General features: G+C 70.6%; 13 protein-coding genes and 2 pseudogenes. 9 read left to right on the top strand and 6 right to left on the bottom strand.

The genetic code is table 11. The features are described from left to right. Positions 1-13 precede the first annotated feature (13 nt). Positions 14-2947: an FAD-binding and (Fe-S)-binding domain-containing protein gene (locus ACGFZA_RS29320; protein WP_385276512.1), complete on the bottom strand. Its 2934-nt coding sequence runs from the start codon at positions 2945-2947 to the stop codon at positions 14-16. A gap of 43 nt (positions 2948-2990) precedes the next feature. Further along, entirely contained in the window at positions 2991-3434 is a 444-nt protein-coding gene (locus ACGFZA_RS29315; RefSeq protein WP_385276515.1) for a MarR family winged helix-turn-helix transcriptional regulator, read from the bottom strand. A 205-nt stretch (positions 3435-3639) separates the two neighbouring features. On the opposite strand from ACGFZA_RS29315, the gene ACGFZA_RS29310 reads away from it, so the two are divergent. Both ACGFZA_RS29310 and mltG read left to right on the top strand, forming a co-directional pair. Beyond that, a complete protein-coding gene (locus ACGFZA_RS29310; RefSeq protein WP_393683017.1) occupies positions 3640-5448 on the top strand; it encodes an ABC transporter ATP-binding protein in 1809 nt (602 codons plus the stop codon). A gap of 644 nt (positions 5449-6092) precedes the next feature. Continuing rightward, positions 6093-6953: an endolytic transglycosylase MltG gene (gene mltG / locus ACGFZA_RS29305; RefSeq protein ID WP_393683015.1), complete on the top strand. Its 861-nt coding sequence runs from the start codon at positions 6093-6095 to the stop codon at positions 6951-6953. Between the two features lie 15 nt (positions 6954-6968). On the opposite strand, the gene ACGFZA_RS29300 is transcribed toward mltG, so the two are convergent. From ACGFZA_RS29300 to ACGFZA_RS29290, 3 genes are all read right to left on the bottom strand, one after another. After that, a complete protein-coding gene (locus ACGFZA_RS29300) occupies positions 6969-8060 on the bottom strand; it encodes an NAD(P)-binding domain-containing protein (protein WP_393683013.1) in 1092 nt (363 codons plus the stop codon). 169 nt (positions 8061-8229) lie between these two features. Next, positions 8230-9438 carry an LLM class flavin-dependent oxidoreductase gene (locus ACGFZA_RS29295; protein WP_385276527.1) on the bottom strand — a complete coding sequence of 403 codons (1209 nt, stop codon included), beginning with the start codon at positions 9436-9438 and terminating at the stop codon, positions 8230-8232. Then, entirely contained in the window at positions 9435-10262 is an 828-nt protein-coding gene (locus ACGFZA_RS29290; protein ID WP_393683011.1) for an ATP-binding cassette domain-containing protein, read from the bottom strand. Before ACGFZA_RS29290 ends, ACGFZA_RS29295 begins: the two co-directional genes overlap by 4 nt. A 440-nt stretch (positions 10263-10702) precedes the next feature. Here ACGFZA_RS29290 and ACGFZA_RS29285 point away from each other — a divergent pair, with 440 nt between their 5' ends. The 7 genes and pseudogenes from ACGFZA_RS29285 to ACGFZA_RS29255 all read left to right on the top strand — a co-directional run bounded on the left by ACGFZA_RS29285 (position 10703) and on the right by ACGFZA_RS29255 (position 19934). Beyond that, a complete protein-coding gene (locus ACGFZA_RS29285) occupies positions 10703-11125 on the top strand; it encodes a YjbQ family protein (RefSeq protein WP_385276533.1) in 423 nt (140 codons plus the stop codon). Between the two features lie 137 nt (positions 11126-11262). Then, positions 11263-11548: pseudogene (locus tag ACGFZA_RS29280) on the top strand (pirin family protein); the annotation flags it as partial. Positions 11549-11711: 163 nt separating this feature from the next. Then, entirely contained in the window at positions 11712-12017 is a 306-nt protein-coding gene (locus tag ACGFZA_RS29275; RefSeq protein ID WP_385276536.1) for a trypco2 family protein, read from the top strand. A gap of 1 nt (position 12018) precedes the next feature. After that, positions 12019-14181 (top strand): trypsin-like peptidase domain-containing protein, encoded by a 2163-nt coding sequence (locus tag ACGFZA_RS29270; RefSeq protein WP_385276539.1) that lies wholly within the window; start codon positions 12019-12021, stop codon positions 14179-14181. Next, positions 14178-15203, top strand: a complete 1026-nt coding sequence (locus ACGFZA_RS29265; RefSeq protein ID WP_385276542.1) for an AAA family ATPase — start codon at positions 14178-14180, stop codon at positions 15201-15203. Before ACGFZA_RS29270 ends, ACGFZA_RS29265 begins: the two co-directional genes overlap by 4 nt. A 16-nt stretch (positions 15204-15219) precedes the next feature. Then, on the top strand, positions 15220-19548 hold the full coding sequence (locus tag ACGFZA_RS29260) for a NaeI family type II restriction endonuclease (RefSeq protein ID WP_393683007.1): 4329 nt from the start codon (positions 15220-15222) through the stop codon (positions 19546-19548). 79 nt (positions 19549-19627) lie between these two features. After that, positions 19628-19934 (top strand): annotated as a pseudogene (locus ACGFZA_RS29255) (hypothetical protein). A gap of 424 nt (positions 19935-20358) precedes the next feature. Here the strand turns inward: ACGFZA_RS29255 and ACGFZA_RS29250 are convergent. After that, positions 20359-22236 (bottom strand): chitobiase/beta-hexosaminidase C-terminal domain-containing protein, encoded by a 1878-nt coding sequence (locus tag ACGFZA_RS29250; protein WP_393683325.1) that lies wholly within the window; start codon positions 22234-22236, stop codon positions 20359-20361. Positions 22237-22297: the final 61 nt, after the last annotated feature.

Below are 22297 nucleotides of genomic sequence, written 5' to 3'. Positions count from 1 at the left end.
TCCTCGACCGCCCTCAGGCGGGCCCGGGGCGGGTCGCCCGCTCCAGCTCCATCAGCGCCGAGTAGTACGAACGGCCCGTCGCCCGGTCCATTCCGATCTCGCACATGCGGTTGGCACACAGATACGTGTCGTACTCCCGGGTGTTCACCTCGGCGGCCTCCTTCGCCGTGGCCGAGGCCGTCAGCTCCTTGTGCAACATGCCCCGGTCGCCCGCGAAACCGCAGCAAGCGGCGTCGTCCGGGATCACGACCTCCTCCGCGCAGGCCTCCGCGACGGTGCGCAACTGGCCGACGTCGTCGAGATGTTCCATCGAGCACGTCGGGTGCAGAACCGCCGAACCGGCCTTCCTCAGGACCGTCAGCTCCGGAAGGAGTTCGTCGGCCGCCCAGACCAGTGAGTCGACGACGGTCAGTTCACGGTGCAACTCCCGGTTGTCCTCGGTCAGATACGGCACCACCTCGTGGGCGATGCCCAGCGTGCAGGAGGAGGCGTCGACGATCAGGGGCAGCTTCCCGCCGGCTGTCCAGCCCCAGGCGGCCTCGACGATCCGGTTGGCCATCACGGCGTTTCCGGCGTCGTACCCCTTGGAGTGCCAGATCGTCGCGCAGCAGGTGCCCGCGACATCGTCCGGGATCCAGACGGGCTTGCCCGCGCGGGCCGAGACGAGTACCACGGCCTGCGGCAGCGACGGGCCGCGATGTCCCTCCGGGCCGCCGAAGATGCGGTTGACGCAGGCCGGATAGTAGACCGCGCTCGCCCCCACCCGAGAGGTGCGGGGCAGCTTCCGGGCAGCCGCGCCGGGGATCTCCGGCAGCCATTCGGGCACCAGATCGGGGCGCACGGCCTTGCGGGCGAGTCCGGTGACGCCTTCGAGCAGCCGGTCGTCGATCCGGTCGGCCGCGGCGACCGCCAGCCGGGCGACCGCCTCGACGGCGCGGAAGCCCTTCGCGGTGAGCGCGGCGATCCGTTCCTCGCGCGGGGAGTGACGCAGATGCCGGAAGTCCTTCATCATGGCGCCCGTGTCGATGCCGACGGGGCAGGCGAGCTTGCACGTGGAGTCGCCCGCGCAGGTGTCCACGGCGTCGTAGCCGTAGGCGTCGAGCAGTCCCGCCTCCACCGGTGAACCGTCGGGCTGCCGCATCATCTCCCGACGCAGCACGATGCGCTGGCGCGGCGAGGTGGTCAGGTCGTGGCTGGGGCAGGTCGGTTCGCAGAAGCCGCACTCGATGCAGGGGTCGGCCACCGCCTCGACCTTGGGAATGGTCTTCAGCCCGCGCAGATGGGCCTTCGGGTCGCGGTCGAGCACGATCCGGGGGGCCAGCACCCCGTCGGGGTCGATGACCTGTTTCGTGCGCCACATCAGCTCGGTCGCCCGCGGGCCCCACTCCAGCTCCAGGAACGGGGCGATGTTGCGGCCGGTGGCGTGCTCCGCCTTGAGCGATCCGTCGAACCGCTCCACGGTGAGCCGGCAGAAGTCCGCCATGAACGCGGCGTACCGGTCGACGTCGGACTGTTCTCCCGCGTCGAACGCCAGCAGGAAGTGCAGATTGCCGTGGGCCGCGTGGCCCGCGACGGCGGCATCGAAACCGTGCTCGGCCTGGAGGGCCAGCAGCGCCTCGCAAGCGTCGGCCAGCCGGGAGGGCGGGACCGCGAAGTCCTCCGTGATCAGCGTCGTCCCGGACGGGCGGGAGCCGCCGACCGCGGTGACGAAGGCCTTGCGGGCCTTCCAGTATCCGGAGATGGTCCCGGCGTCGCGGGTGAACGCGTTGGTCACCGAGGTGACGGGCCGGACCAGGTCCAGCTGCCGTACGACTTTGGCCGCCGCCTCCTCGTACGCCTCCTGGCCCGGTTCGTCCGGTGCGCGGAACTCCACCAGCAGGGCCGCGGTCTCCTTCGGCAGCCCGGCCCAGTCGCCGGGCACCCCCTTGACACTGACCGAGGCGCGCAGGGTGTTCCCGTCCATCAGCTCCACGGCGATGGCACCCGCTTCGTTGAACAGCGGGACGGCCGCCGCGGCCGCTGTCAGCGAGGGGAAGAAGAGCAGCGCGGTGGAGATGCGGCGGTCCAGCGGCAGCGTGTCGAACACGACCTCGGAGATGAAACCGAAGGTCCCCTCCGAACCGACCATGAGACCGCGCAGGATCTCCACCGGCGTCGAACCGTCCAGGAAGGCGTCGAGCCGGTAGCCGTTGGTGTTCTTGATCTCGTACTTCGCCCGGATCCGGGCGGTGAGCGCGGCGTCGGCCTCGATCTCCGCCTTCAGGGCGAGCAGCCCCTCGCAGAGCCGCGGCTCCGCGTGCGCCAGGTCCTCGTCCGCCGCGGGATCGCCCGTGTCCACCACCGTTCCGCTCGGCAGCACGAAGGTGAGGGAGGAGACGGTCCGGTACGAATTGCGGGTGGTGCCGGCGGTCATCCCGGAGGCGTTGTTGGCGACGACCCCGCCGATCGTGCAGGCGATCGCGCTCGCCGGGTCGGGCCCCAGCAGCCGGCCGTGCCGGGCGAGGGTGGCGTTCGCCCGCATGACCGTCGTCCCCGGACGGATCCTGGCCCGCGCACCGCCGTCCAGGACCTCGATGCCTGCCCAGTGGTGCCGTACGTCGACGAGGATGTCCTCGCCCTGCGCCTGGCCGTTCAGGCTGGTGCCCGCCGCCCGGAAGACGACGTTGCGGCCCCTGCCGTGGGCGTACGACAGGATCGCGGAGATGTCGTCGATGTCCTCCGGGACGACGACGACCTGGGGCACGAACCGGTACGGACTCGCGTCGGAGGCGTACCGCACCAGGTCGGAGATCTTCCAGAGCACCTTCTGCGGGCCCAGGAGCGCGGTCAGCTCGCCCCGCAGGGGTTCGGGCGTGCCCGGCGCCTGTCCGTCGGGCACCCGGTCGTGGGAAGGGGACCGGACCGCGCCGGGGCGCAGGGCTTGCGGGTTCGGCTCCAGCAGCGGCATGTCCAGATCCCCTCGGCGGCTCGGCGCGGCGCTTCGCACCCGGTCAGCAGCGGCGCTCCGGCATTCCGTTGACCAGAGCGGTCAGCAGACCGCCGAGCACCTCGCGCTGATCGGCGGTCAATGGAGCCAGGATCTCCTCTGCGGCCGCCCGGCGCGCGCTGCGCAGCGACCGGAGTGTGGCGATGCCCTCCTCGGTGATCTCGATCCGGACCACCCGGCGGCTGTCCGGATCGGGGATCCGGCGCACCCGGCCCCCGGCTTCCAGGCCGTCGACCAGCGTGGTCACGGCGCGGGGCACGACATCGAGCCGCTGAGCGAGATCCGCCATCCGGGGGGGACCTTCGCAGTGTGCGACGGTGCGCAGCAGCCTGAACTGCGCCGGAGTGATGCCGATCGGCTCCAGCTGACGGCTCTGAATGCGCTGGAGTCTGCGCGTCAGCCGCAGCAGCTGTTCGGCGAGCACACCGTCGGGGTCGGGGGAATCCATACCGGGAACAATATCAGGACCTTGTTCATTGTGAGTATAGGTAACAATGAGCTATGCTCTGATCCATTGGACTTACCGGGGCTGAGATCTCCGAGCTCCGGGCCCGCAGGGAGGCTGCCACGCCGTCCTGCCGGCTTTGGGCGCGCAGGCCGTCGGATGTGCCCGCGTCCCACCCCCCGTAGCCGCACGCCTGACGAAGGAGCCCATGAAACCCGACGAACCCACGTGGACACCCCCGCCCCGGGAAGCCGCGCAGCCCCCTGCCGAGCTGCGCCGCATCCTCCGACTCTTCCAGCCCTACCGCGGCCGCCTCGCGGTGGTCGGACTGCTCGTCGGCGCCTCGTCGCTGGTGTCGGTCGCCTCCCCGTTCCTGCTGCGCGAGATCCTGGACACCGCCATCCCGCAGGGACGGACCGGGCTGCTCTCCCTGCTCGCTCTCGGCATGATCCTCACCGCGGTGATGAACAGCGTCTTCGGCGTGCTGCAGACCCTCATCTCCACCACCGTCGGCCAGCGGGTCATGCACGACCTGCGCACCGCCGTCTACACGCAGCTCCAGCGGATGCCGCTCGCCTTCTTCACCAAGACCCGCACGGGCGAGGTCCAGTCCCGCATCGCCAACGACATCGGAGGGATGCAGGCCACCGTCACCTCGACGGCGACCTCCCTGGTCTCCAACCTCACCGCCGTCATCGCCACGGTCGTCGCCATGCTGGCGCTCGACTGGCGGCTCACGGTCGTCTCGCTGCTCCTGCTGCCGGTCTTCGTCTGGATCAGCCGCAGGGTCGGCCGCGAGCGGAAGAAGATCACCACCCAGCGCCAGAAGCAGATGGCCGCCATGGCGGCCACGGTCACCGAGTCGCTCTCCGTCAGCGGCATCCTGCTCGGCCGCACGATGGGCCGCTCCGACTCGCTCACCAAGGGCTTCGCCGAGGAATCCGAGCGGCTGGTCGACCTGGAAGTACGCTCCAGCATGGCCGGACGCTGGCGGATGTCGACGATCGGCATCGTGATGGCCGCCATGCCGGCCGTCATCTACTGGGCCGCAGGCATCGCCATGCAGTCCAGTGGTCCGGACGTCTCGATCGGCACGCTCGTGGCTTTCGTCTCGCTCCAGCAGGGGCTGTTCCGGCCCGCCGTGAGCCTGCTCTCCACCGGGGTGCAGATGCAGACGTCCCTCGCACTCTTCCAGCGGATCTTCGAATACCTCGATCTCACGGTGGACATCACCGAGCCGGAGAAGCCCGTACGGCTGGAGAAGGTCCGTGGTGAGATCCGCTTCGAGAACGTCGACTTCAGTTACGACGAGAAGAGCGGCCCGACCCTCAGCGGCGTCGACGTGACCGTGCCCGCCGGAGCCAGCCTGGCGGTCGTCGGTCCCACCGGTTCCGGCAAGTCCACCCTCAGCTATCTGGTGCCGAGGCTCTACGACGTCACCGGCGGCCGCGTGACGCTCGACGGGGTCGACGTGCGCGAGCTGGACTTCGACACCCTCGCCCGCGCGGTCGGCGTGGTCTCCCAGGAGACGTATCTCTTCCACGCCTCGGTCGCCGAGAACCTGCGCTTCGCCAAGCCGGAGGCGACGGACGAGGAGATCGAGGCGGCGGCCCGCGCCGCACAGATCCACGATCACATCGCCTCGCTGCCCGACGGTTACGACACCCTCGTCGGCGAACGCGGCTACCGCTTCTCCGGCGGCGAGAAGCAGCGCCTGGCGATTGCCCGCACGATCCTGCGCGACCCCCCGGTGCTGATCCTCGACGAGGCGACGAGCGCCCTCGACACCCGTACGGAATTCGCCGTACAGGAGGCTATCGACGCGCTCTCGGCCGGACGGACGACCATCACCATCGCCCACCGGCTCTCCACCGTCCGTGATGCCGACCAGATCGTCGTCCTCGACGGCGGCCGCACCGCGGAGCGTGGCAGCCATGAGGAACTGCTCCGGCAGGACGGGCGGTACGCAGCCCTGGTCCGCAGGGACGACACCCGGCTCGCTCCCGTGGCGGGCTGACCATCGCCCAGGGGGTGCACAGCGGCTGCCCAGGGGCGCCGGGTTGGGGGCGGTGGTGACGCCATGATCCCCGGCCGGGAGAGCTCGACCGGGGGGGCCAGGTCCCCGGGTACCGGCACGGAGCCGACCGTGCGCGGTGGGGCGCGATTTCCCCGACTGCCGCTGATCCGGGTCGGCGCGCTCCCGACACACCGGCCCAGGCCGCTTGGGCGGTCCCCGACATCGAAGCCGCTGTCGCCTTCGCGCGTGCTCTGGCGGCCCGAGGCCGACGGGACGCGGCGCGCACAGGACGACGCCGCCGCCCCCGTGGGACGGGGAGCGACGGCGCCGGGTGGAGCAATGGTCAGATGAGCCAACCCACGAAGTGGACGACGCCGGCGAGCAGGTTGGTGATCAGGTTCATCGGGTGGTTCTCCTCTTGCATGGTGAATCTCTGGGACAGCGCAGTCGCGGTCTGCAGCCCGTCGGTTGCGCCCTGTAATCATCAACCGCACCCCGGCGGTCGAGCAACGAATACCGATACGATCACGCGTTCCAGCGAACACCCGATCCCCTGTTCGTGTGTTCACATCGCGCGGTGCGTGCCGCGTGTCGTCGTGGACGGGGTGCCGGGCGGCGTGATCGGCGCGGGATAGCGTGCCGGCATGGTGAACGAGTCCCCGGATGTACCTCCTGGCCGCAGGCCCGGTCGCAGGATCCGCCCGACCCGTCGCGGCCGTCTGGTGCTGATCATCGGCGCCGTCCTCGTCCTCGCGGTGGCCGCCGCCGTACTCGTCCCACTGCTGACCAGGGAACCCGGGACCGAGCAGAGCCACACCCTGGTGATTCCGGAGGGGTGGCGGGCCTCGCAGGTATACGTGGCCGCGGACAAGGCCCTCGGCGAGCCCGTCGGAACCACGGAGAAGGCGGTCGCGACCGCGGACCTGCCGCTGCCGGCCGAGGCGAAGGGCAATCCCGAGGGCTACCTTTTCCCGGCGACGTACCCGATCACCTCCGGCACCACCCCGAAGAGCTTGCTGCGCTACATGGTCGACACCGCGCTGAGTCGTTTCGGCGCGGATCACATCACGGCCGGGGCCCGCCGCAACGACGTCACCGTCTACCAGACGGTGATCATCGCCGTCATCGTGCAGGCGGAGGCGGACACCCCGTCCGACATGGGCAAGGTGTCCCGGGTCATTCACAACCGGCTCGACCGCGGCATGCCGCTCCAGATGGACTCCACGCTCAACTACGCGATGAACCGCAGCACCCTCGACACCACCACCGGCGACACGAAGATCGACAGTCCGTACAACACCTACGAACGCAAGGGCCTGCCGCCCACGCCCATCGGCAATCCCGGAGAGCAGGCGATGGTGGCGGCGATCGGTCCCACCCCCGGCCGCTGGCTGTACTTCGTGACGGTCGCGCCCGGCGACACGCGTTTCACCGACGACTACGCGGAACAGCAGCGCAACGTCGCCGAGTTCAACCGCAACCGGCGCAGCACGGGCACCGGCTGAGCAGCACGCCGTAGCTCATGCGGACACGGACACCGCTCCCTCCGCGGCCCCCTCGGCCCGCTTCAGAAGCCGGCCGACAGCGCGCACAGCGGCGCGCCCGGCCCGGTTGGCGCCGATCGTACTCGCGGACGGCCCGTACCCGACGAGTTGGACGCGCTCGTCGCGCACGGCCTGCGTCCCCTCGATCCGGATTCCGCCGCCGGGTTCACGGAGCCGCAGCGGGGCGAGATGGTCGACGGCGGCCCGGAAGCCCGTAGCCCAGAGGATGACGTCGGCCTCGACCGTCCGGCCGTCGGCCCAGGCCACACCGGTCGGTGTGATCCGGTCGAACATGGGCAGCCGGTCGAGCACCCCGGACGCGCGGGCCCGCCTCACGGCATCGTTCAGGGGCAGCCCGGTGACGCTCACGACGCTCTGCGGCGGCAGCCCGAGCCGTACCCGCTCCTCCACCATGGCCACGGCCGCCCGGCCCTCGTCCGCACCGAACGGACCCTCCCGGAAAACCGGCGGCCGGCGCGTCACCCAGTACGTGTCCGCCGCCACCTCGGCGATCTCCATCAGATGCTGGGTCCCGGAAGCCCCACCGCCCACGACGACCACCCGCTGCCCGGCGAACTCGGCGGGCCCCGGGTAGTTCGCCGTGTGCAACTGCCGCCCGCGGAAGGTCTCCTGGCCCGGGTAGCGCGGCCAGAACGGCCGGTCCCAGGTCCCCGTGGCGTTGATCAGGGCACGCGTCGCGTACGCCCCCTCGGACGTCTCGACGAGCAGCCGCCCGCCCTCGCCCTCACGCACCGCGCTCACCTCGACGGGACGGTGCACCCGCAGGCCGAAGGTGCGCTCGTACGTGTCGAAGTACGCCCCGATCACCTCGGACGATGGCCGGCTGTCGTCGGCGCCGGTCAGCTCCAGGCCGGGCAGGGCGTGCATGCCGTGCACCTTGCCGTACGTCAGCGAGGGCCAGCGGAACTGCCAGGCACCGCCGGGGCGCGGGGCGTGGTCGAGGACCACGAAGTCGCGGTCCGGTTCCAGGCCGCTGCGCCGCAGATGGTAGGCGGCGGACAGGCCTGCCTGCCCGGCACCGATCACCACGACATCCACTGAGTGCACCCCGGCATCGTTCACGCTTCTACCAACCGTGCCGAGGCCAAGGATCTTCCCGGGGCTCTTCAGCAGCCCGGACGCCGGGCGGTGGGCTCCTTCAGGGAGCGGAGACCCCCACTCCCTGAAGGAAACGCGCCTCCTTAAGGTGCCCGCCTCCGCCCCGGCGCCGAGGTGGTCAGCGGCCCCCGGTCACCAAGAGCGGAGCCCCGCCCGGCGCGGAGGCCGGTCGGCCGTTCACCGCGGGTACCCCCAGCAGCGGGGACGCCGGGACCGTGGACAGCAGACCCCGGGCCGCCAGCTCGGGAGTGACGCCCTCACCGAACCAGTACGCCTCCTCCAGATGCGGGTACCCGGACAGCACGAAGTGCTCCACACCGAGGGAGTGGTACTCCTCGATCCGGTCCGCGACCTCGGCATGGCTGCCGACCAGAGCGGTCCCGGCGCCGCCGCGCACCAGACCGACCCCCGCCCACAGGTTCGGCGCGATCTCCAGCTTGTCGCGCGAACCGCCGTGCAGCGCCAGCATGCGCTGCTGCCCCACGGACTCGCTCCGCCCCAGCGCCTGCTGAGCCGCGGCGATCGTGTCGGCATCGAGATCGCCGAGCAGTCGGTCGGCCGTCGCCCACGCCTCCTTCGAGCTGTCGCGCGAGATGGTGTGCAGCCGGATCCCGAACCGGACCGTGCGTCCCTGCTCCTCGGCCAGACCCCGAATCCAGTCGATCTTCTTCTTCACGTCGGCAGGCGGCTCGCCCCACGTCAGATAGACATCGGCGTGCGCGGCCGCGACCGGTCCCGCAGCTGCGGACGAACCCCCGAAGAAGATCTCCGGCAGCGGATCCGGCGGCAGCGCCGTCAGCCCGCCCCGCACTTGGTAGTGCTCACCCTCGAAGTCGAACGGCCGCCCGCTCCAGGCCCCCCGCACCACCGACAGGAACTCGGCGGTCCTGGAGTAGCGCCGGTCGTGGTCCAGATGGTCACCGAACCGCCGCTGCTCCGTCGAGTCACCGCCCGTCACCACGTTCAGCAGCAGCCGCCCCCGCGTGATCCGCTGGTAGGTGGCGGCCATCTGCGCCGCCAGCACCGGGGAGATCACCCCGGGCCGGAACGCCACCAGGAACTTGAGCCGCTCGGTGTGCTGGGCCAGCGCCACTGTCGTCAGCCAGGCGTCCTCGCACCAGGTACCGGTCGGCGTCAGCACCGCCTCGAACCCGAGCTGCTCCGCCGCCTTCGCGATTTGCGCCAGGTACTCGATGTCCGGGGCGCGCACTCCACTGACCGGGGTGATCCGCTCCCGCTTGATTCCGCCGTCGGTGTAGGCGTGCCGGTCGACGAGGGTGCGCCCGTCGCCGCCGGTGGGGAGGAACCAGTGCAGATGGACGTTCATGAGGAGGCCTTTCCGTACGAGCGGGGAGGGCGGGTTCGTGGATCCTTCGATGACTCGGCCCGGGGCGCGGGTGAGGGTCCGCTCCCCGCGCCGAGTTCGGCGAGCAGCCGCGTACGCAACGCGGCGAACTCGGGCGTGCCGGGACGGCGCGGGCGGTCCCACGCGGCCGGGGTCTCGTACGCGATCGCCCCGTTCCGCAGCACGAGCACACGGTCGGCGAGCAGCAGCGCCTCGTCGACGTCGGGAGTGACGAGCAGGACGGTGCGGCCGCGGCGCCGCCGGAGCTCTGCCACCAGCCGCTGCGCCGAGGCGCCGGTCCGGGTATGGGCCCCTGCGAACGGCTCGTCGAGCAGCAGCAGACCGGGATCGCCGGCCAGTGCCTGTGCGAGCGGGACGAGCGGCGTCCCCGCGCCGGAGAACCACCTGGGCCGGGCCCGGGACCGCTCGGCCCGTATCCCTGCCTCCGCAGGGCGTTCGGACTTGCCGAGCAGCCCGAGCAGCCCGAGCAGCACACCGCGGGGGATCCGTCTCCATGACGTCAGCCGCGGCGGTCGCAGGACGAGCGCCCGCCGCCTCGGCACCAGAACCGTCCCCCGGACTTCCCGGTCGAGACCGGCGAGCACCCGCAACAGCGTCGACTTTCCGCTGCCGCGTCCTCCGAGAACGGCGGCGATCTCGCCTGTGCGCAGGGTGAGATCGAGTCCATCGAGGACGACGCGTCCGGCGAACGAACGCACCAGCCCCTCGACCCGAACGGCGTCCTTCGCCGGACCGGCCGGGGCAGGGGAGAGGGCGCTCGCAGGTCCGCGCAGGTCGGTCGCCATGGCAGCAGCCTTTCGGGGATACGGACGACGGCATCGATTGACGTGGCCCCGCCGGGTTCCCCGGCCACCTGCCCGGAAATCCGGGTACCGGACAGCCCGGCCAGGCACCGGAAGGGCCATGACAGGACTACGGCGGGAGGCTGTGGAAACGAGACCCCCGGACACCGGGGCGACGGGACGCTTACGCCATCAGGAGCAACGCGCAGACAAGGCGCCGTACCGGGCTCTTCCGCTCAAGGCCGGCGCATCAAGCTCTGATGGAACGTCAGCAGCCGCGACAACACGCGGCGGAGGCCACCCGCAGCAGGTCGATGTGACCGCGCGAAGTGAGCAAGGCTGACCGGAACATGACGCCGAACGTAGCGTCCGGCAAGGGGGTGGTCAACGGTGTCTCGGGAGGTGGACGAGCGATCGCGCCGGGCGGGCAGGACAATGAACCCATGTCCTCCGCCTTCACCACCACCGTCCTGCACCTCACCACGGGTACGACGGAGACCGTCACCGACCTGACGTCCGACTGCGAGCAGTTCCTCACCCGGACGGCCGCGGGCCGCGACGGCCTCCTCAACATCTTCGTCCCGCACGCGACCGCCGGTATCGCCGTCCTGGAGACCGGCGCGGGCAGCGACGACGACCTGCTCTCCGCCCTCCACGCACTGCTCCCGGCCGACGACCGCTGGCAGCACCGCCACGGCAGCCCGGGCCACGGCCGCGACCACGTACTGCCCGCCTTCGTCCCGCCGCACGCGACGCTGCCGGTGATCGCGGGGCGGCTGGAGCTGGGGACGTGGCAGTCGGTGTGTCTGGTGGACACGAACGTCGACAACCCCAGCCGGCAGGTGCGGCTGAGCTTCCTTGGTTAAGGGGGCACCAGCTGGAACTGTGGAGGGGAAGTCCGGCCGCGCCAACCGAGTGGTCGGCGTTGTCGCCCGTCGGTCACAGCCGCTGGGCTTTGCATCGACCGCGGGGTACCTGCGCAGCGTGACAGCAGGTTCTTCTGGCCGAACTGGGCTATCTCGCACCGGGCAACGTCATGCTCACCCTCACCAACGAGACCGATGGCACGGCAAGCGTGATCCTGCTGGGCGGGCCGCCGTTCGGCGAGGAGATCGTCATGCGGTGGATTGCATCGGGCGATCAGCGGATGTGATCGCAAGGCGCGTCGGGATGGGAAGGAGGGGGACAGGTTCGGTGAGGTGACGGGGTACGACGGGGATCGGCTGCCCGCTCCGGAGTTGCCGAACGTGCCCTTGAAGCCGCGCAGGAAAAGTCACCGACCTGCCTGAGCGCCCCCGCCTGCCCAGCCCCTCACGCGCGACTCGTTCGCCGGGACCGCACAGGTCATCGCACCTGTCCCGAGTTTGCGGTGTCTCGTACGCGTTGTACCGTACGGCGACCTACTGTTAGTCCGATGTGCGTGAACCGGGGGGCGGGGCGAAAGTGTCGGGTATGGGGCTGGCCGCGGCCATCGAGGAACTGCGGCAGGAGCTGTACGAGGTGCAGCGGCTCGGTGCGCATCAGCAGTTCGGCTTCGGTGTCGAAGAGGCACAGCTGGAGCTGCAGCTCGAACTGCGCGAGACCGCCAAGGCGGACGGCAAGCTTGCCTTCGGGGTGGTCGCGGTGAGCGCGGGGGGCGAGCAGTCCAGCGTCCGTACGCACAAGCTGGTGCTGAAGCTGTCGGTCAACGACCGGGCCCGCGGCGGTGCGCGCCCGCAGATCGGCGATGACGAGTTCGGGCCGCTGGACGAGGAGTGACGTGGATCGCCGCAGACTGGCGCTGATCCGCAGCGGACGTGGCGGTGAGGGGCGCGCCACCATCGGCTCCGGCTACCTGGTCGCCCCCCGGCTCGTGCTGACCGCCCGTCATGTGCTGGAGGACCGCGAGGCCGAGGAGCTGTGGCCGGACATCACCGTGTGGGTGGGGCATCACCGCGACGGTGCGACGACCCGCGCGCTCGCGGAAGTCGTATGGACCCATTCGGGCGGACTGGACGTCGCGCTGCTGCGGATCGACGGTGAGATCGATCCGCCCGGCTCCGTCCGCTGGGGTCGCCCGACGGGCAGCGTGCCGCTGCCGTACGAGGGCCTCGGTTACCCCTTGGCGGCCAAGGAGGAGACCCGGGACCCGGAGCACCTGCGCGGTGTCCTGCCGGTCCTCTCCGGGGGCAAGGACCGCTACGTCCTCGATCAGGGCCCGGCCCCCACCGCCCGTACCGACGGCCGGAACGCCTGGGGCGGTGCCTCGGGGGCGGCGGTCTTCTGCGACGGTCACCTCGTCGGTGTCGTGACCCAGGAGCCGCACGCCTACGGTGCCCGTCGGCTGATCGCCGTTCCGGTGGCCTCCTTCGCGGGGGACGGTGGCTTCGTGACCCTTGTCGAGGAGCACACTGGCCGGCCTCCCGCGCTCAGTGCGATCGGTGCGCGCCCGCCCGCGGCCCCGCCCGCCGCCGAGCGCCGGCCCGACGCGCGTGAACTGGAGACGTGGCTGGCGCCGCTGTTCCCACGGCCTGAGGTACGTGTCGATCACGCTCGGACCCTGGCGCGCGAACTGGGCTACGAGACGCTGGGGTATGCGCCCACCGTCGCCGACCTCGTGGCGCTGCTCATGGCGCATCCCCGGGCGCTCGCGTCGCTCGGCGAAGCCGTCGCGGCCGGCGCCCAAGCAGCGACCAGGGCCAGCCTGACTCAGCTATTCGCATGGGCCACGGCGTTCGACCGCGCGTCGCTCCTCTCCCAGCACGAGTACGCCTCCCTGACCGGTCTGCTCGGCCGTGTCTGCGAGGAACAGCCGGCGGTGCTGCCCCGAACGGCCAGGGAGGCGCTGCCGTTCGCCGCTCTCCCGGAGATCCTCACCCGCCCCCGGCTCGGTGAGGACGACATCGGCGCCGTGGTCGAGGGCCTGGAGAACCTGTCCGACGCGGTGAGCGGCGCCGACGGCGCCTTCCCGGTGCCGGCTCTCCTGCGGGTCGTCGAGTACGCGGCGGCGGCCGTGGGAGGCGGCCTCGGCGACGACCTGCGTGCGTGGTCGGAGAAGACCGTCCAGCGGCTCGGTGTCGACATGGGGGCTCTGTGCGAGCGGCGTGCGGACGCCGCCCAGTGGGCTGAGCGCGCGCCGTCGCCGGTGTCGCGGATCGTGATGGAGCTGGCGCACGACCCTGCCGCGGGGGAGGAGAGGTACCGGGTCCGAATCCTGCACGTCCGGCACGACGGTTCGCACCGCGTGCTCAAGGAGGCGGAGGCGAGTCCCAGAACCCCGCAGGAGGTGGCCGACAGCCTCGAAGCGGCGGTGTACGCAGTCTCCCAGGAGCCGGGACAGGACGAGCAGGCGGTGTGGGTGACCGTCGTGGTCGACCGGGAGGGGCTCGGCCTGGCCGTCGACGAGTGGGAGCCCGCGGCACCTGATGGCCTCATTCTGCCGTGGCCGATCGGAGGGCGTTACCGCCTGTCTCTGAGCTGCCCGGAACTCAACGGCCTGATGGCGGCACGCGAAGGCGACCAGGCGCGCCGGTGGAAGAACGGCCGCGTGTCGGTGCTCGACACCAGCCGGGCGGTCGACGACGCCCGGCAGCTCCAGGATCTGCTGACGACCAAGCATCGGGACACCGCGCGGGTGGTCATCCACGGGCCCGCCCACGAGCGCAGGTCCTGGGCGATCCTGTGTCTCGCCCTGGGCGTCCCGGTCGTGCTGTGGGACCGGGACGCCCAGGGCTACGAGGACGCAGAAAGACTGGGGGCCCTTGCTCCCGCAGACGATCTGGACGGACTCGCCGAGCGGGTCCGGCACTTCCGGAGCGGTTCGGCGGCCCGCCCGACGGAGCGGCGGGCACGGCCCGCCCTCGTATGGGAACCGGAAGGCAGTCTCCCGCGGACCGAGCGGCTTCGACTGAGTGACCCGCGGAGAGGATCGTACGCGTCATGACCACCCCAAACCCCCTGGCCGGTACAGGCCCCCGGCTCTCGTCTTCCCACAGTGAAGGCGACGCGTGGTGGCTTTTCCGCGGTGACGGTGAGCGCCGTGAGGTGCCGTTCCCCGCCGCGCCTCCGTGGCGCCGGTTCGACCGGACTGAGACGGCGACCGGCGACGGGTCCGCGTTCCCGCGGCCCTACCTCATCGGCCCCGACGAGGTGCAGGTGGTGAACGCGGCGCTCCACCTGCGCCGCCCCCTCCTGGTGACCGGCCAGCCCGGCACGGGCAAATCCTCACTGGCCCACGCCATCGCGCACGAGATGACGCTCGGTCGCGTCCTGCACTGGCCGGTGAACAGCCGCTCGACTCTTCAGGACGCTCTCTACCACTACGACGCCGTCGGCCGGCTGCGCGAGGCGAGTCTGCGGCGCGACGTGGACGGCCATGACGTGGACAGTACGGAACCGGACATCGGCCAGTACATCCGCCTCGGCCCCCTGGGCAACGCGCTCGTGCCCCGGGAGCGCCCCCGCGTGCTGCTCGTCGACGAGCTGGACAAGGGCGACGTCGACCTGCCCAACGACCTGCTGACCGTCTTCGAGGAGGGCGAGTTCACCATCCCCGAACTCGCCCGGCTGCGCGCGAACCGGGCACCGGTGCAGGTGCGGACCGACGACCTGGACGAGACCGCCCCGGTCACGCGGGGCCGCGTCCGCTGCGCCGAGTTCCCGGTCGTGGTCATCACCAGCAACGGCGAACGCGAGTTCCCGCCCGCCTTCCTGCGGCGCTGCGTCCGCCTCGACCTCCCCGAGCCCGACGAGCGGCGCCTCCGGGAGATCGTCGCCGCGCACCTCGGCCCCGACGCCCTGGAGGACGTGGACGACCTGCTCCGGGAGTTCCTCGCACGCCGCGCCGAGGGGGAACTGGCCACCGATCAGCTGCTCAACGCCGTATTCCTGCGCAAGGGCGGCGTGAACCTCGACGCGGTCTCCCTCCTCCAAGGCGTGCTGCACCGGCTCGGCGGAGGCATGTGACGCCGTGATCTCGCGCGTGACGAAGCTCCTGGCGGAGAGCGGCGCGGACCTCTCCCACGAGGAACTCCTCGACGCCCTCTGGCTCGCCGGAAAGCTGCCCCGAGGCTCCGAACCCCTGGCGCGCTCCGCCGGCGTGGCCGCCGCGTCCTCGGAGCTGCACGACGAGCCGCACCACGATGGGACGGCGGTGCCATCGGGCAGGACCGCGGAGCGCGCGTCGGAGCCGGACAGTGCGGAGCCCGCGGAAGAGCGGCCCGCGCGCCCACTCCTGGCCTCGGGGCGACCCGGCCACGACGCCGCACAGGGGCCCGCGAGCCTCTCGCCGGGGGTCGCTCTCCGGGTCCCGGACAGCAGCGCCCTCGGCGCCGGGCAGCTCGGGCTCGGCAGGTCTCTGCGACCGCTGCGGCAGCGCTTCCCGGACCGACGCCGACAGGAGCTCGACGTCCCGCGGACCATTGCCGCCATCGCCGAGACAGGTGTGCCCGAGACCGTCACCCGTGCGGTGCGCGGCCGCTGGCTGTCCCTGGCCCTCGTGGTCGACGACGGTGTCTCCATGGTCCTGTGGCAGCGGCTCGCCGCCGACATCCGGGCCGTGATGGAACGGGCCGGGGCCTTCCGCGACGTGCGGGTGTACGGACTCGACGCGCGCAGCGTCACTCCGTCCCTGCGCACCAGCCCGTACCGCCACCGCGGCCGGCCTCTGACGCCGGAAGCCCTGTGCGACCCGAGCGGCACGACCCTCGTCCTCGTCGTCAGCGACGGCGTGGGTGAAGCGTGGCGGGACGGCGGCATGCGCCAGGTGATGAACCGTTGGGGACGCCGCGGTCCCACCGCGATCGTCCAGACACTGCCGTCCAGGCTCTGGGCGAGCACCGGCATCGGCGCGCGACGCTGGCAGGTGACCACCCAGCGCCGCGGCGGCCCCACTCACGCCTGGCACGTCACCGACCCGGACCTGCCGCCGGACCTTGTCCGCTACGACTCCGTGCCGGTCCCCGTCCTCACGCCGACGCCCGCAGCCGTCGCCGACTGGGCCGCGCTCGTCGCCTCACCGAGCGGCACCGCGCTCCTCCCGCTGTGGGACGAGGCCCGGCCCGGCTCCGGCCGGATCGTGGAGGACGCCCCGAACCACTCCCCGGACGACGACGCTGCCGAAGCAGTACTCGGCTTCAAAGAGGCCGCGTCCGCCGAGGCGTACCGGCTCGCGGCCCACATAGCGGCCGTCACCCCGGTCACGCCGCCCGTCATGCGCTTGGTGCAAGCGGCCCTCGGACCGCCTACGGACCTCGGCCACCTTGTGGAAGTGTTCCTCGGGGGTTTGATGCACGAATCCGGCGCCGACGGAACTGATCCATCAGCCGGGACGGATGGAACCGGCGGAACGGAACGGCTGCCGCATCACCGGCGTTACGACTTCACGGACGACACCCGGCGCCTCCTCCTCAGCGCCGTCTCCCCGAGGGAACTGCTGAGCACCGCCGAGGCGGTGACGCGACGCATCGAGACAGCGGTCGGCCGCGCACCGGTCTTCCCGGCATGGATCGGCCACCCGGACGGCGCGGCCGTCATCGAGAACACCGCACGCTCCTTCGGCTGGCTACGGGAGCAGGTACTCACGCGGCTGGGTATCCCGTCCGCCGCTGATGCTGTGCCGGTGGCGGAGTTGGCACCGGTGCTGCGTGTGCAGCGCGCTCCGAGTGCTCTGCTCGTTGAAGGCGAAGAGGCGTACGAAGGTGAAGAGGTGTACGACGACACGCGCGACCCGCTCCTGCCCTCGGGCTGGGTGGCGCTGCTCCCAGAGGACCCGGCGCGGCTCGGCCGGTTCCGGCTTCGTGCGCGCAGTGCGAACGGCTGGTCCCACCTGACGATGTATCTGGCCGAGGCCGAGGACGGCACGGTCTCCACGGTCCGCGCACCGGTCAGCCTGTACGCCCGCGAGCCGGAAACCGCGTGGGACCTTGTCCGGACGGAAGCCGAGTGTCTGTCGCGCATGCGGGGCACGCACACCCCCACCCTCCTCGGCTCGGCGGCGCCCACCGGGGGAGAGCTGCCATGGGTCGCCGCGAGCTGCGTTCACCGTCGCGCGGGCGATCCGTCCTCACCGCCCGCACCGAATCTGCGCGTCGTGCTCGCAGAACACGGAGGGATCGTCCCGGAAGAACTCTTCCTGCGCATCGGCCTCGGCCTGACGGAGGCCGTCGCCCTCGCGCACTCCCGGGGGCTCGTGCACGGCTCGCTCTCCCCTCGGGCCGTACTCGTAACAGACCGCGACGTACGGCTGGTCGGCTGGGCCACCGCGACGGTCGACGGCGTCGACAGCGCTCACCGCAACGTGCTGCCCCTCAGCGACACCTATCTGAAGGCGGAGGACGACGGGCGTTCGCTCACGCCGCAAAGCGACATGTACGACGTCGGGGCGCTGCTGCTGGCCTTCCTCTCGGGGCAGTGGAGCGGCCTGAGGACCGACAACCCGGAACGAGCTTTCCTGGCCGGCCCCGGAAACGGTGGCCCGGTGCTCCTGCGAACGCTTCGGCGGTGTCTGGAGCGGGACTCCGACCGCAGACCCTCCGCCACTGAACTGGCCAGAGCGTTCGCGCTTGCGGCGCCCCGACGCGCGTCCCTGGACTCCGAGGAGACTGTACGGAGGACGAACCGTGGGCCGGTCGGCCCAGCCGCTTCTTCCGAGTCCGAGAGAGAAGGAACGCTGGTCGGGGGACGCTACCGGCTGGTGCGGCAGCACCGCGCCGCAGCGATCTCGATGACGTGGCGGGCGACGGACGAACTGCGGGACAGCCGAGATGTCACTCTCAAAATCTTCACCGGGCCACGGGACGGCGAGGCGTCCGCACGAAGGGACTTCCTTGTCGACGCGAGGCAGCTGGCCGCAATGGACGCGGAGGGATTGGTGCGCGTCAGCGGCTACGGACTGCACGATCACCGTCCGTACCTCGTGACGGATGCCGTCGACGGCGAAGAACTGCACAACCTGCTGGGTACGTCTTCCGGCGCCCTCCCGTTGGAAAGAATCAAGGACATCGGTAGGCAGACCGCGCGGATGCTCGCCGAGTATCACCGGCACGGGCTGCTGCACCTGGACATCAGCGCCGCGGCCTTGGTGGTGCGCCCTGACGGCCGGGTGCTGCTGACAGATCCCGGTTCGGGCATCCGTGGTCTGACGGACTCCATGGGTGTCGCCTTCGACCACCGAAGTGACCTGTACGCACTGGGTTGTCTGCTCTACGCCATGGCCACGGGTGCCTCGCCCGACATGACCGCACTCACCCCACGTGAAGCGGGAGACCACCGCCCCCCGCAGCCTCCACCGGAACTGCCCCCCGGCTTTCCTCCCGAGTTCGTGGCGCTGGTCACGGAACTCATGGCCGTCGAGCCCGACGACCGGTCGACCACTGCGGTCGAGGTGATGAAGCGGCTCACGAGCGCGGGCACGCACGATGCGGAGCTGATCGAGGTCTATGAGGCAGTGCGCGATGCGGACCCGGCTGGTACACGTACCGGGCGCGTCCTGCGGGATGTCATCGACGAGGTGCTGGCCGGTGAGGTGACTGGTCGGTACGACGTGGAGCAGCTGACCAAGGCGGAAAAGGGGAACCTCGGCACTTTGGTGACTATCGCGTTCCAGCGTGCGTTCGGCTTCGAGGACGGTCGAGCGACGGACCTCCGTGTCGCCGGTGTCGATGTGGACATCCGTTACAGCCGCAGGTTCGGCGGCTGGATGTTCGCTCCTGAGATGCTGGACCACGTCTGCCTACTGGTCTGGGCCGACGACCACCAGAGCCGGTGGAGCGTCGGTTTGCTGCGCGTCAGGCAGGAGTGGCTCACCACGGGGCGCAACCGGGACAGGAAGGCCACGCTGGCTGCCGGGCACCGCGACAAGATTGTCTGGCTCTGGCAGGACGCCGAACTTGCGGAGAACGTCCTGCTGCACATGTCCGACACCGACCGGGAGGCGGTCTTCAGGAGCAGTTCGAGCCAGCTTCGGGTCAATGAACTCTTCCGGCGTGCCCAAGGGCGCCGAATCGGACGCACGGCGGTCCGCACGGTGGCTCAACAGGGGGACCACATGAAGCGGATCCGCGCAAACGGTGGATCCCGCACGGCGCTCAGCGGCGAAGGAATCATCATCCTGGGCGGCTACAGCGCACACCGGCGCATCGCCGATCAGCTCGGCCTCCCCCTCCCCGGGGAAGGCGAGTTCGTCAGCGCGCGAGTTGTCCCGGCCGTACCCGCGTCGGGCAAGCCTGTTGCGGAGATGGACGGCCGTCGGTGGTCCCTGGCCTCTCCGGAAGACCCTGAGCACCCCGCCCCGGCGTTGCCTTCGCGGTAGTCGGCGCGCAGTTCGTGCCGGTCGCGCGGCGGATCCCGAATTCTTTGCGCGCGCCTGTCAACCGTGCTTGGCTTGCCCGATGAGCTTTCCGCTGACGGCGAGTGGCCTGCGCAACGAGACACAGCGAGACGCGCTGCGAGACATGCTGGGAAAGCCGTTCGGATCCGCGAACGTCGTGTACGTTCCCACGGCGTCGCCGGCCGAGCCCGGCGACCACGGGTGGTTCGGCGAGGACATGAACCGGCTGCACGGCCTCGGCTGGCGGGAGTTCGACGTCCTGGAGGGCCGACTTCCCGATCTACTTCATCGACGACGAGACGGCCGTTCGCGTCAGGGACGGCGAGGTGGATGTCCTCTCTGAAGGCCGGTGGCGGTTCGAACCCTGACGCGACGGTGACGGTGCACAGTCCGATGGCCTTCGTACGTTCCGGTAACTGCGCACGGTCCGCGCCGGGTGCGCGATGAAGCCGTCCCTGCGCGGATACGTGCGTCGTGCACACCGATGTCGGAAGGTTCGGGGGAATGGATGACGGGCCCTGCCCCGAATCCTGAACACGGGAGCAGGATCTCGCGTTCCTCCTCCAGCTCACGGACCTTCTTCCGTAGAGCGGCGTTCTCCGCTTCCAGCGGGGCCGGCGGCTGGGCCGGTTCCTGCGCCCGGCGTACCCGGGGCCGGCTCACGCCGGCCGACCTCACCCGGTTCCGCAGCGTCTCGGGGTTGATCCCCAGATCGTCGGCGACCGACCTGATCACCGGAGCCCCTCGCATCCGCGAGGAGCCCCGGCCCACTTTTCACGTCAGGTCATTGCCTCATGGATAGGCGACCACATTGCTGGGAGTGGTGTCCGAGGCGGTCACCGCCCCCACGTCGTTGATGACGTGGGTGATGGTGCCCACGCCACCGAGTGAGACCGTCAGAGCGTTGTGGAACTTCACGCCGGGGGTGCTGGGCACTTCGAAGGCGTGGTAGCTGTTCACCGCGGGGTTGACGTTGAAGTAGCAGTAGCTGCCGAGTCCCCACGCCTCGTGGGTGGTGACGCCCGCGCCCACCTTGTAAGCGGCATATCCGTTGACCCCTGCCGCGCTCATCCACGCGGCCTGGTTGGGCACGTCGTACGGCATCTCGTTCTGGAAGAAGATCGTCTTGCCGTTCTGACCGTTCCAGATGACCTCGTGCTTCTGGTAGTGCTCGACGAAGAGGCCGGTCGCCAGAACGCTGCTGCCGTTGACGATCACGCCGGTGTCCGCCGTGTTGGTCGTCCAGCCGAAGGTTCCCGCCTTGCCGTGGTCGGCCCGCCAGGCCCAGATGTGGTCGATGATCGCGTTGTTGCTGTTGACGATCAGGCTGGTCGTCGCCTTGCCGGCGATCTGGCCACCGATCCGGAAGAACACGTCCTGGATGGTCGTCGGGTTGCCCGCGTGGCTCGCGGACGATCCGGACGGGCCGACGGTCAGCAGCGCAGCCGAGTTGGTGGTTCCGGCGTCGATCAGCAGGCCCTTGAGACGGACTCCGTCCACGTCGGCGACCTGGATCGCGTTGACGCCGTTGTCCGGGACGAAGGTCGGGTAGCCGATGCCGAGGACGACCGTGTTGGGCCGGGTGATGTTCAGCGTCTGGTTCAGGTGGTAGACGCCCGGCGTGACGAACAGGTTGCAGCCCTGAGAAAGGGCGTTGTTGATGGTCGCGGCAGTGTCGCCGGCCTTGACGACGTAGAACTGGCTCATCGGCTGAGAGGTGCCGGGAGTGCTGCCGTTCGCCCAGCTCGCCCCCGATGCGTTGGTGCGCAGCGACGGAAGGAACACTCGGTACTTTCCGGCGCCGTCGATGTACAGATATGGCACGTCACGGGAGACCGGGGTGGTGGCCAAGGTGGTTTCGGGCGGGTTGGGGAAGGTGTTCGCGGGAGCACCGGCGGTGCCGGAGAAGACCATGTTCCACACGCCGCCGGCCCAGCTGCCCACGTTACTGTCCCGGGTGTACCACTGCTGCTGCGAGATGGACGCCGCCTGGCCGCTGACTTTGGTGTCGGCGATGTAGCCGCCGCTCGCCCAGCCGTAACTGGCCGGGTAGAGCTGCAGGTCGCCGCGGACGTCGATCCGGCGGAACGGGGCCGCCTGGGCCACGGCCCAACGGTTCCCGCCCACCGGGTTGATGGCCAGATTCTCGGCCGAGCGCCAGAAGTTCTGCGTCGCGTTGCCCGCGTCCGAGGCGTTGAAGGCGTCCACGGTGACGTGTCCGTTGATCGTCACGTCGCCCGGATTCTGCCCGAGACCCGCCACCGAGGTGTAGTAGCCGACATTGTCGTCGACGGCGTACGTACCCGGCTTGAAGAGCTGTGCCACCCGGTTCTCGCTGAACTGCGCGGAGGCGGTGTCCTTCATCTGGGCGAACTGCGCGTCGAGCTGCGCCTGAATGGTGGCACTGGACATGCTCGGGTCGTAGATGTGGACGTTCGGGCCGAAGTCCGGTGTGTCCGACTGGGTGGGGCAGCTTCCCGATGCGCCGATCGTGTAAGTCGCACTGGCGACAGCGGAGTCGGCGAGTCCGGACTTGATGGCGATGGCCTTGATGGTGGCAGTGGCTGTGACGCTGATCGGCGCGCTGTACAGGGTGGACGCCGCGGTGGGGGTGGAGCCGTCACGCGTGTAGCGGATGCTCGCGCCCGCGGTCGCGTCGGCGAGCGTCACGCTCTGGGCCGATGCGTAGGAGCCCGCTGCGGGAGTGAAGGTGGGTGTGGCAACAGTGCCG

This window comes from Streptomyces sp. NPDC048211, from assembly GCF_043202315.1.
Classification (GTDB): Bacteria; Actinomycetota; Actinomycetes; order Streptomycetales; family Streptomycetaceae; genus Streptomyces.
This window is presented reverse-complemented; position numbering and strand designations above follow the sequence as displayed.

Bases quoted from the DNA above. Each gene is read 5' to 3' on its own strand.
- mltG (WP_393683015.1), top strand. From the start codon at position 6,093: ATGGTGAACGAGTCCCCGGATGTACCTCCTGGCCGCAGGCCCGGTCGC.
- ACGFZA_RS29285 (WP_385276533.1), top strand. From the start codon at position 10,703: ATGTCCTCCGCCTTCACCACCACCGTCCTGCACCTCACCACGGGTACG.
- ACGFZA_RS29320 (WP_385276512.1), bottom strand. From the start codon at position 2,947: ATGCCGCTGCTGGAGCCGAACCCGCAAGCCCTGCGCCCCGGCGCGGTC.
- ACGFZA_RS29295 (WP_385276527.1), bottom strand. From the start codon at position 9,438: ATGAACGTCCATCTGCACTGGTTCCTCCCCACCGGCGGCGACGGGCGC.
- ACGFZA_RS29310 (WP_393683017.1), top strand. From the start codon at position 3,640: ATGAAACCCGACGAACCCACGTGGACACCCCCGCCCCGGGAAGCCGCG.
- ACGFZA_RS29290 (WP_393683011.1), bottom strand. From the start codon at position 10,262: ATGGCGACCGACCTGCGCGGACCTGCGAGCGCCCTCTCCCCTGCCCCG.
- ACGFZA_RS29265 (WP_385276542.1), top strand. From the start codon at position 14,178: ATGACCACCCCAAACCCCCTGGCCGGTACAGGCCCCCGGCTCTCGTCT.
- ACGFZA_RS29275 (WP_385276536.1), top strand. From the start codon at position 11,712: ATGGGGCTGGCCGCGGCCATCGAGGAACTGCGGCAGGAGCTGTACGAG.
- ACGFZA_RS29315 (WP_385276515.1), bottom strand. From the start codon at position 3,434: ATGGATTCCCCCGACCCCGACGGTGTGCTCGCCGAACAGCTGCTGCGG.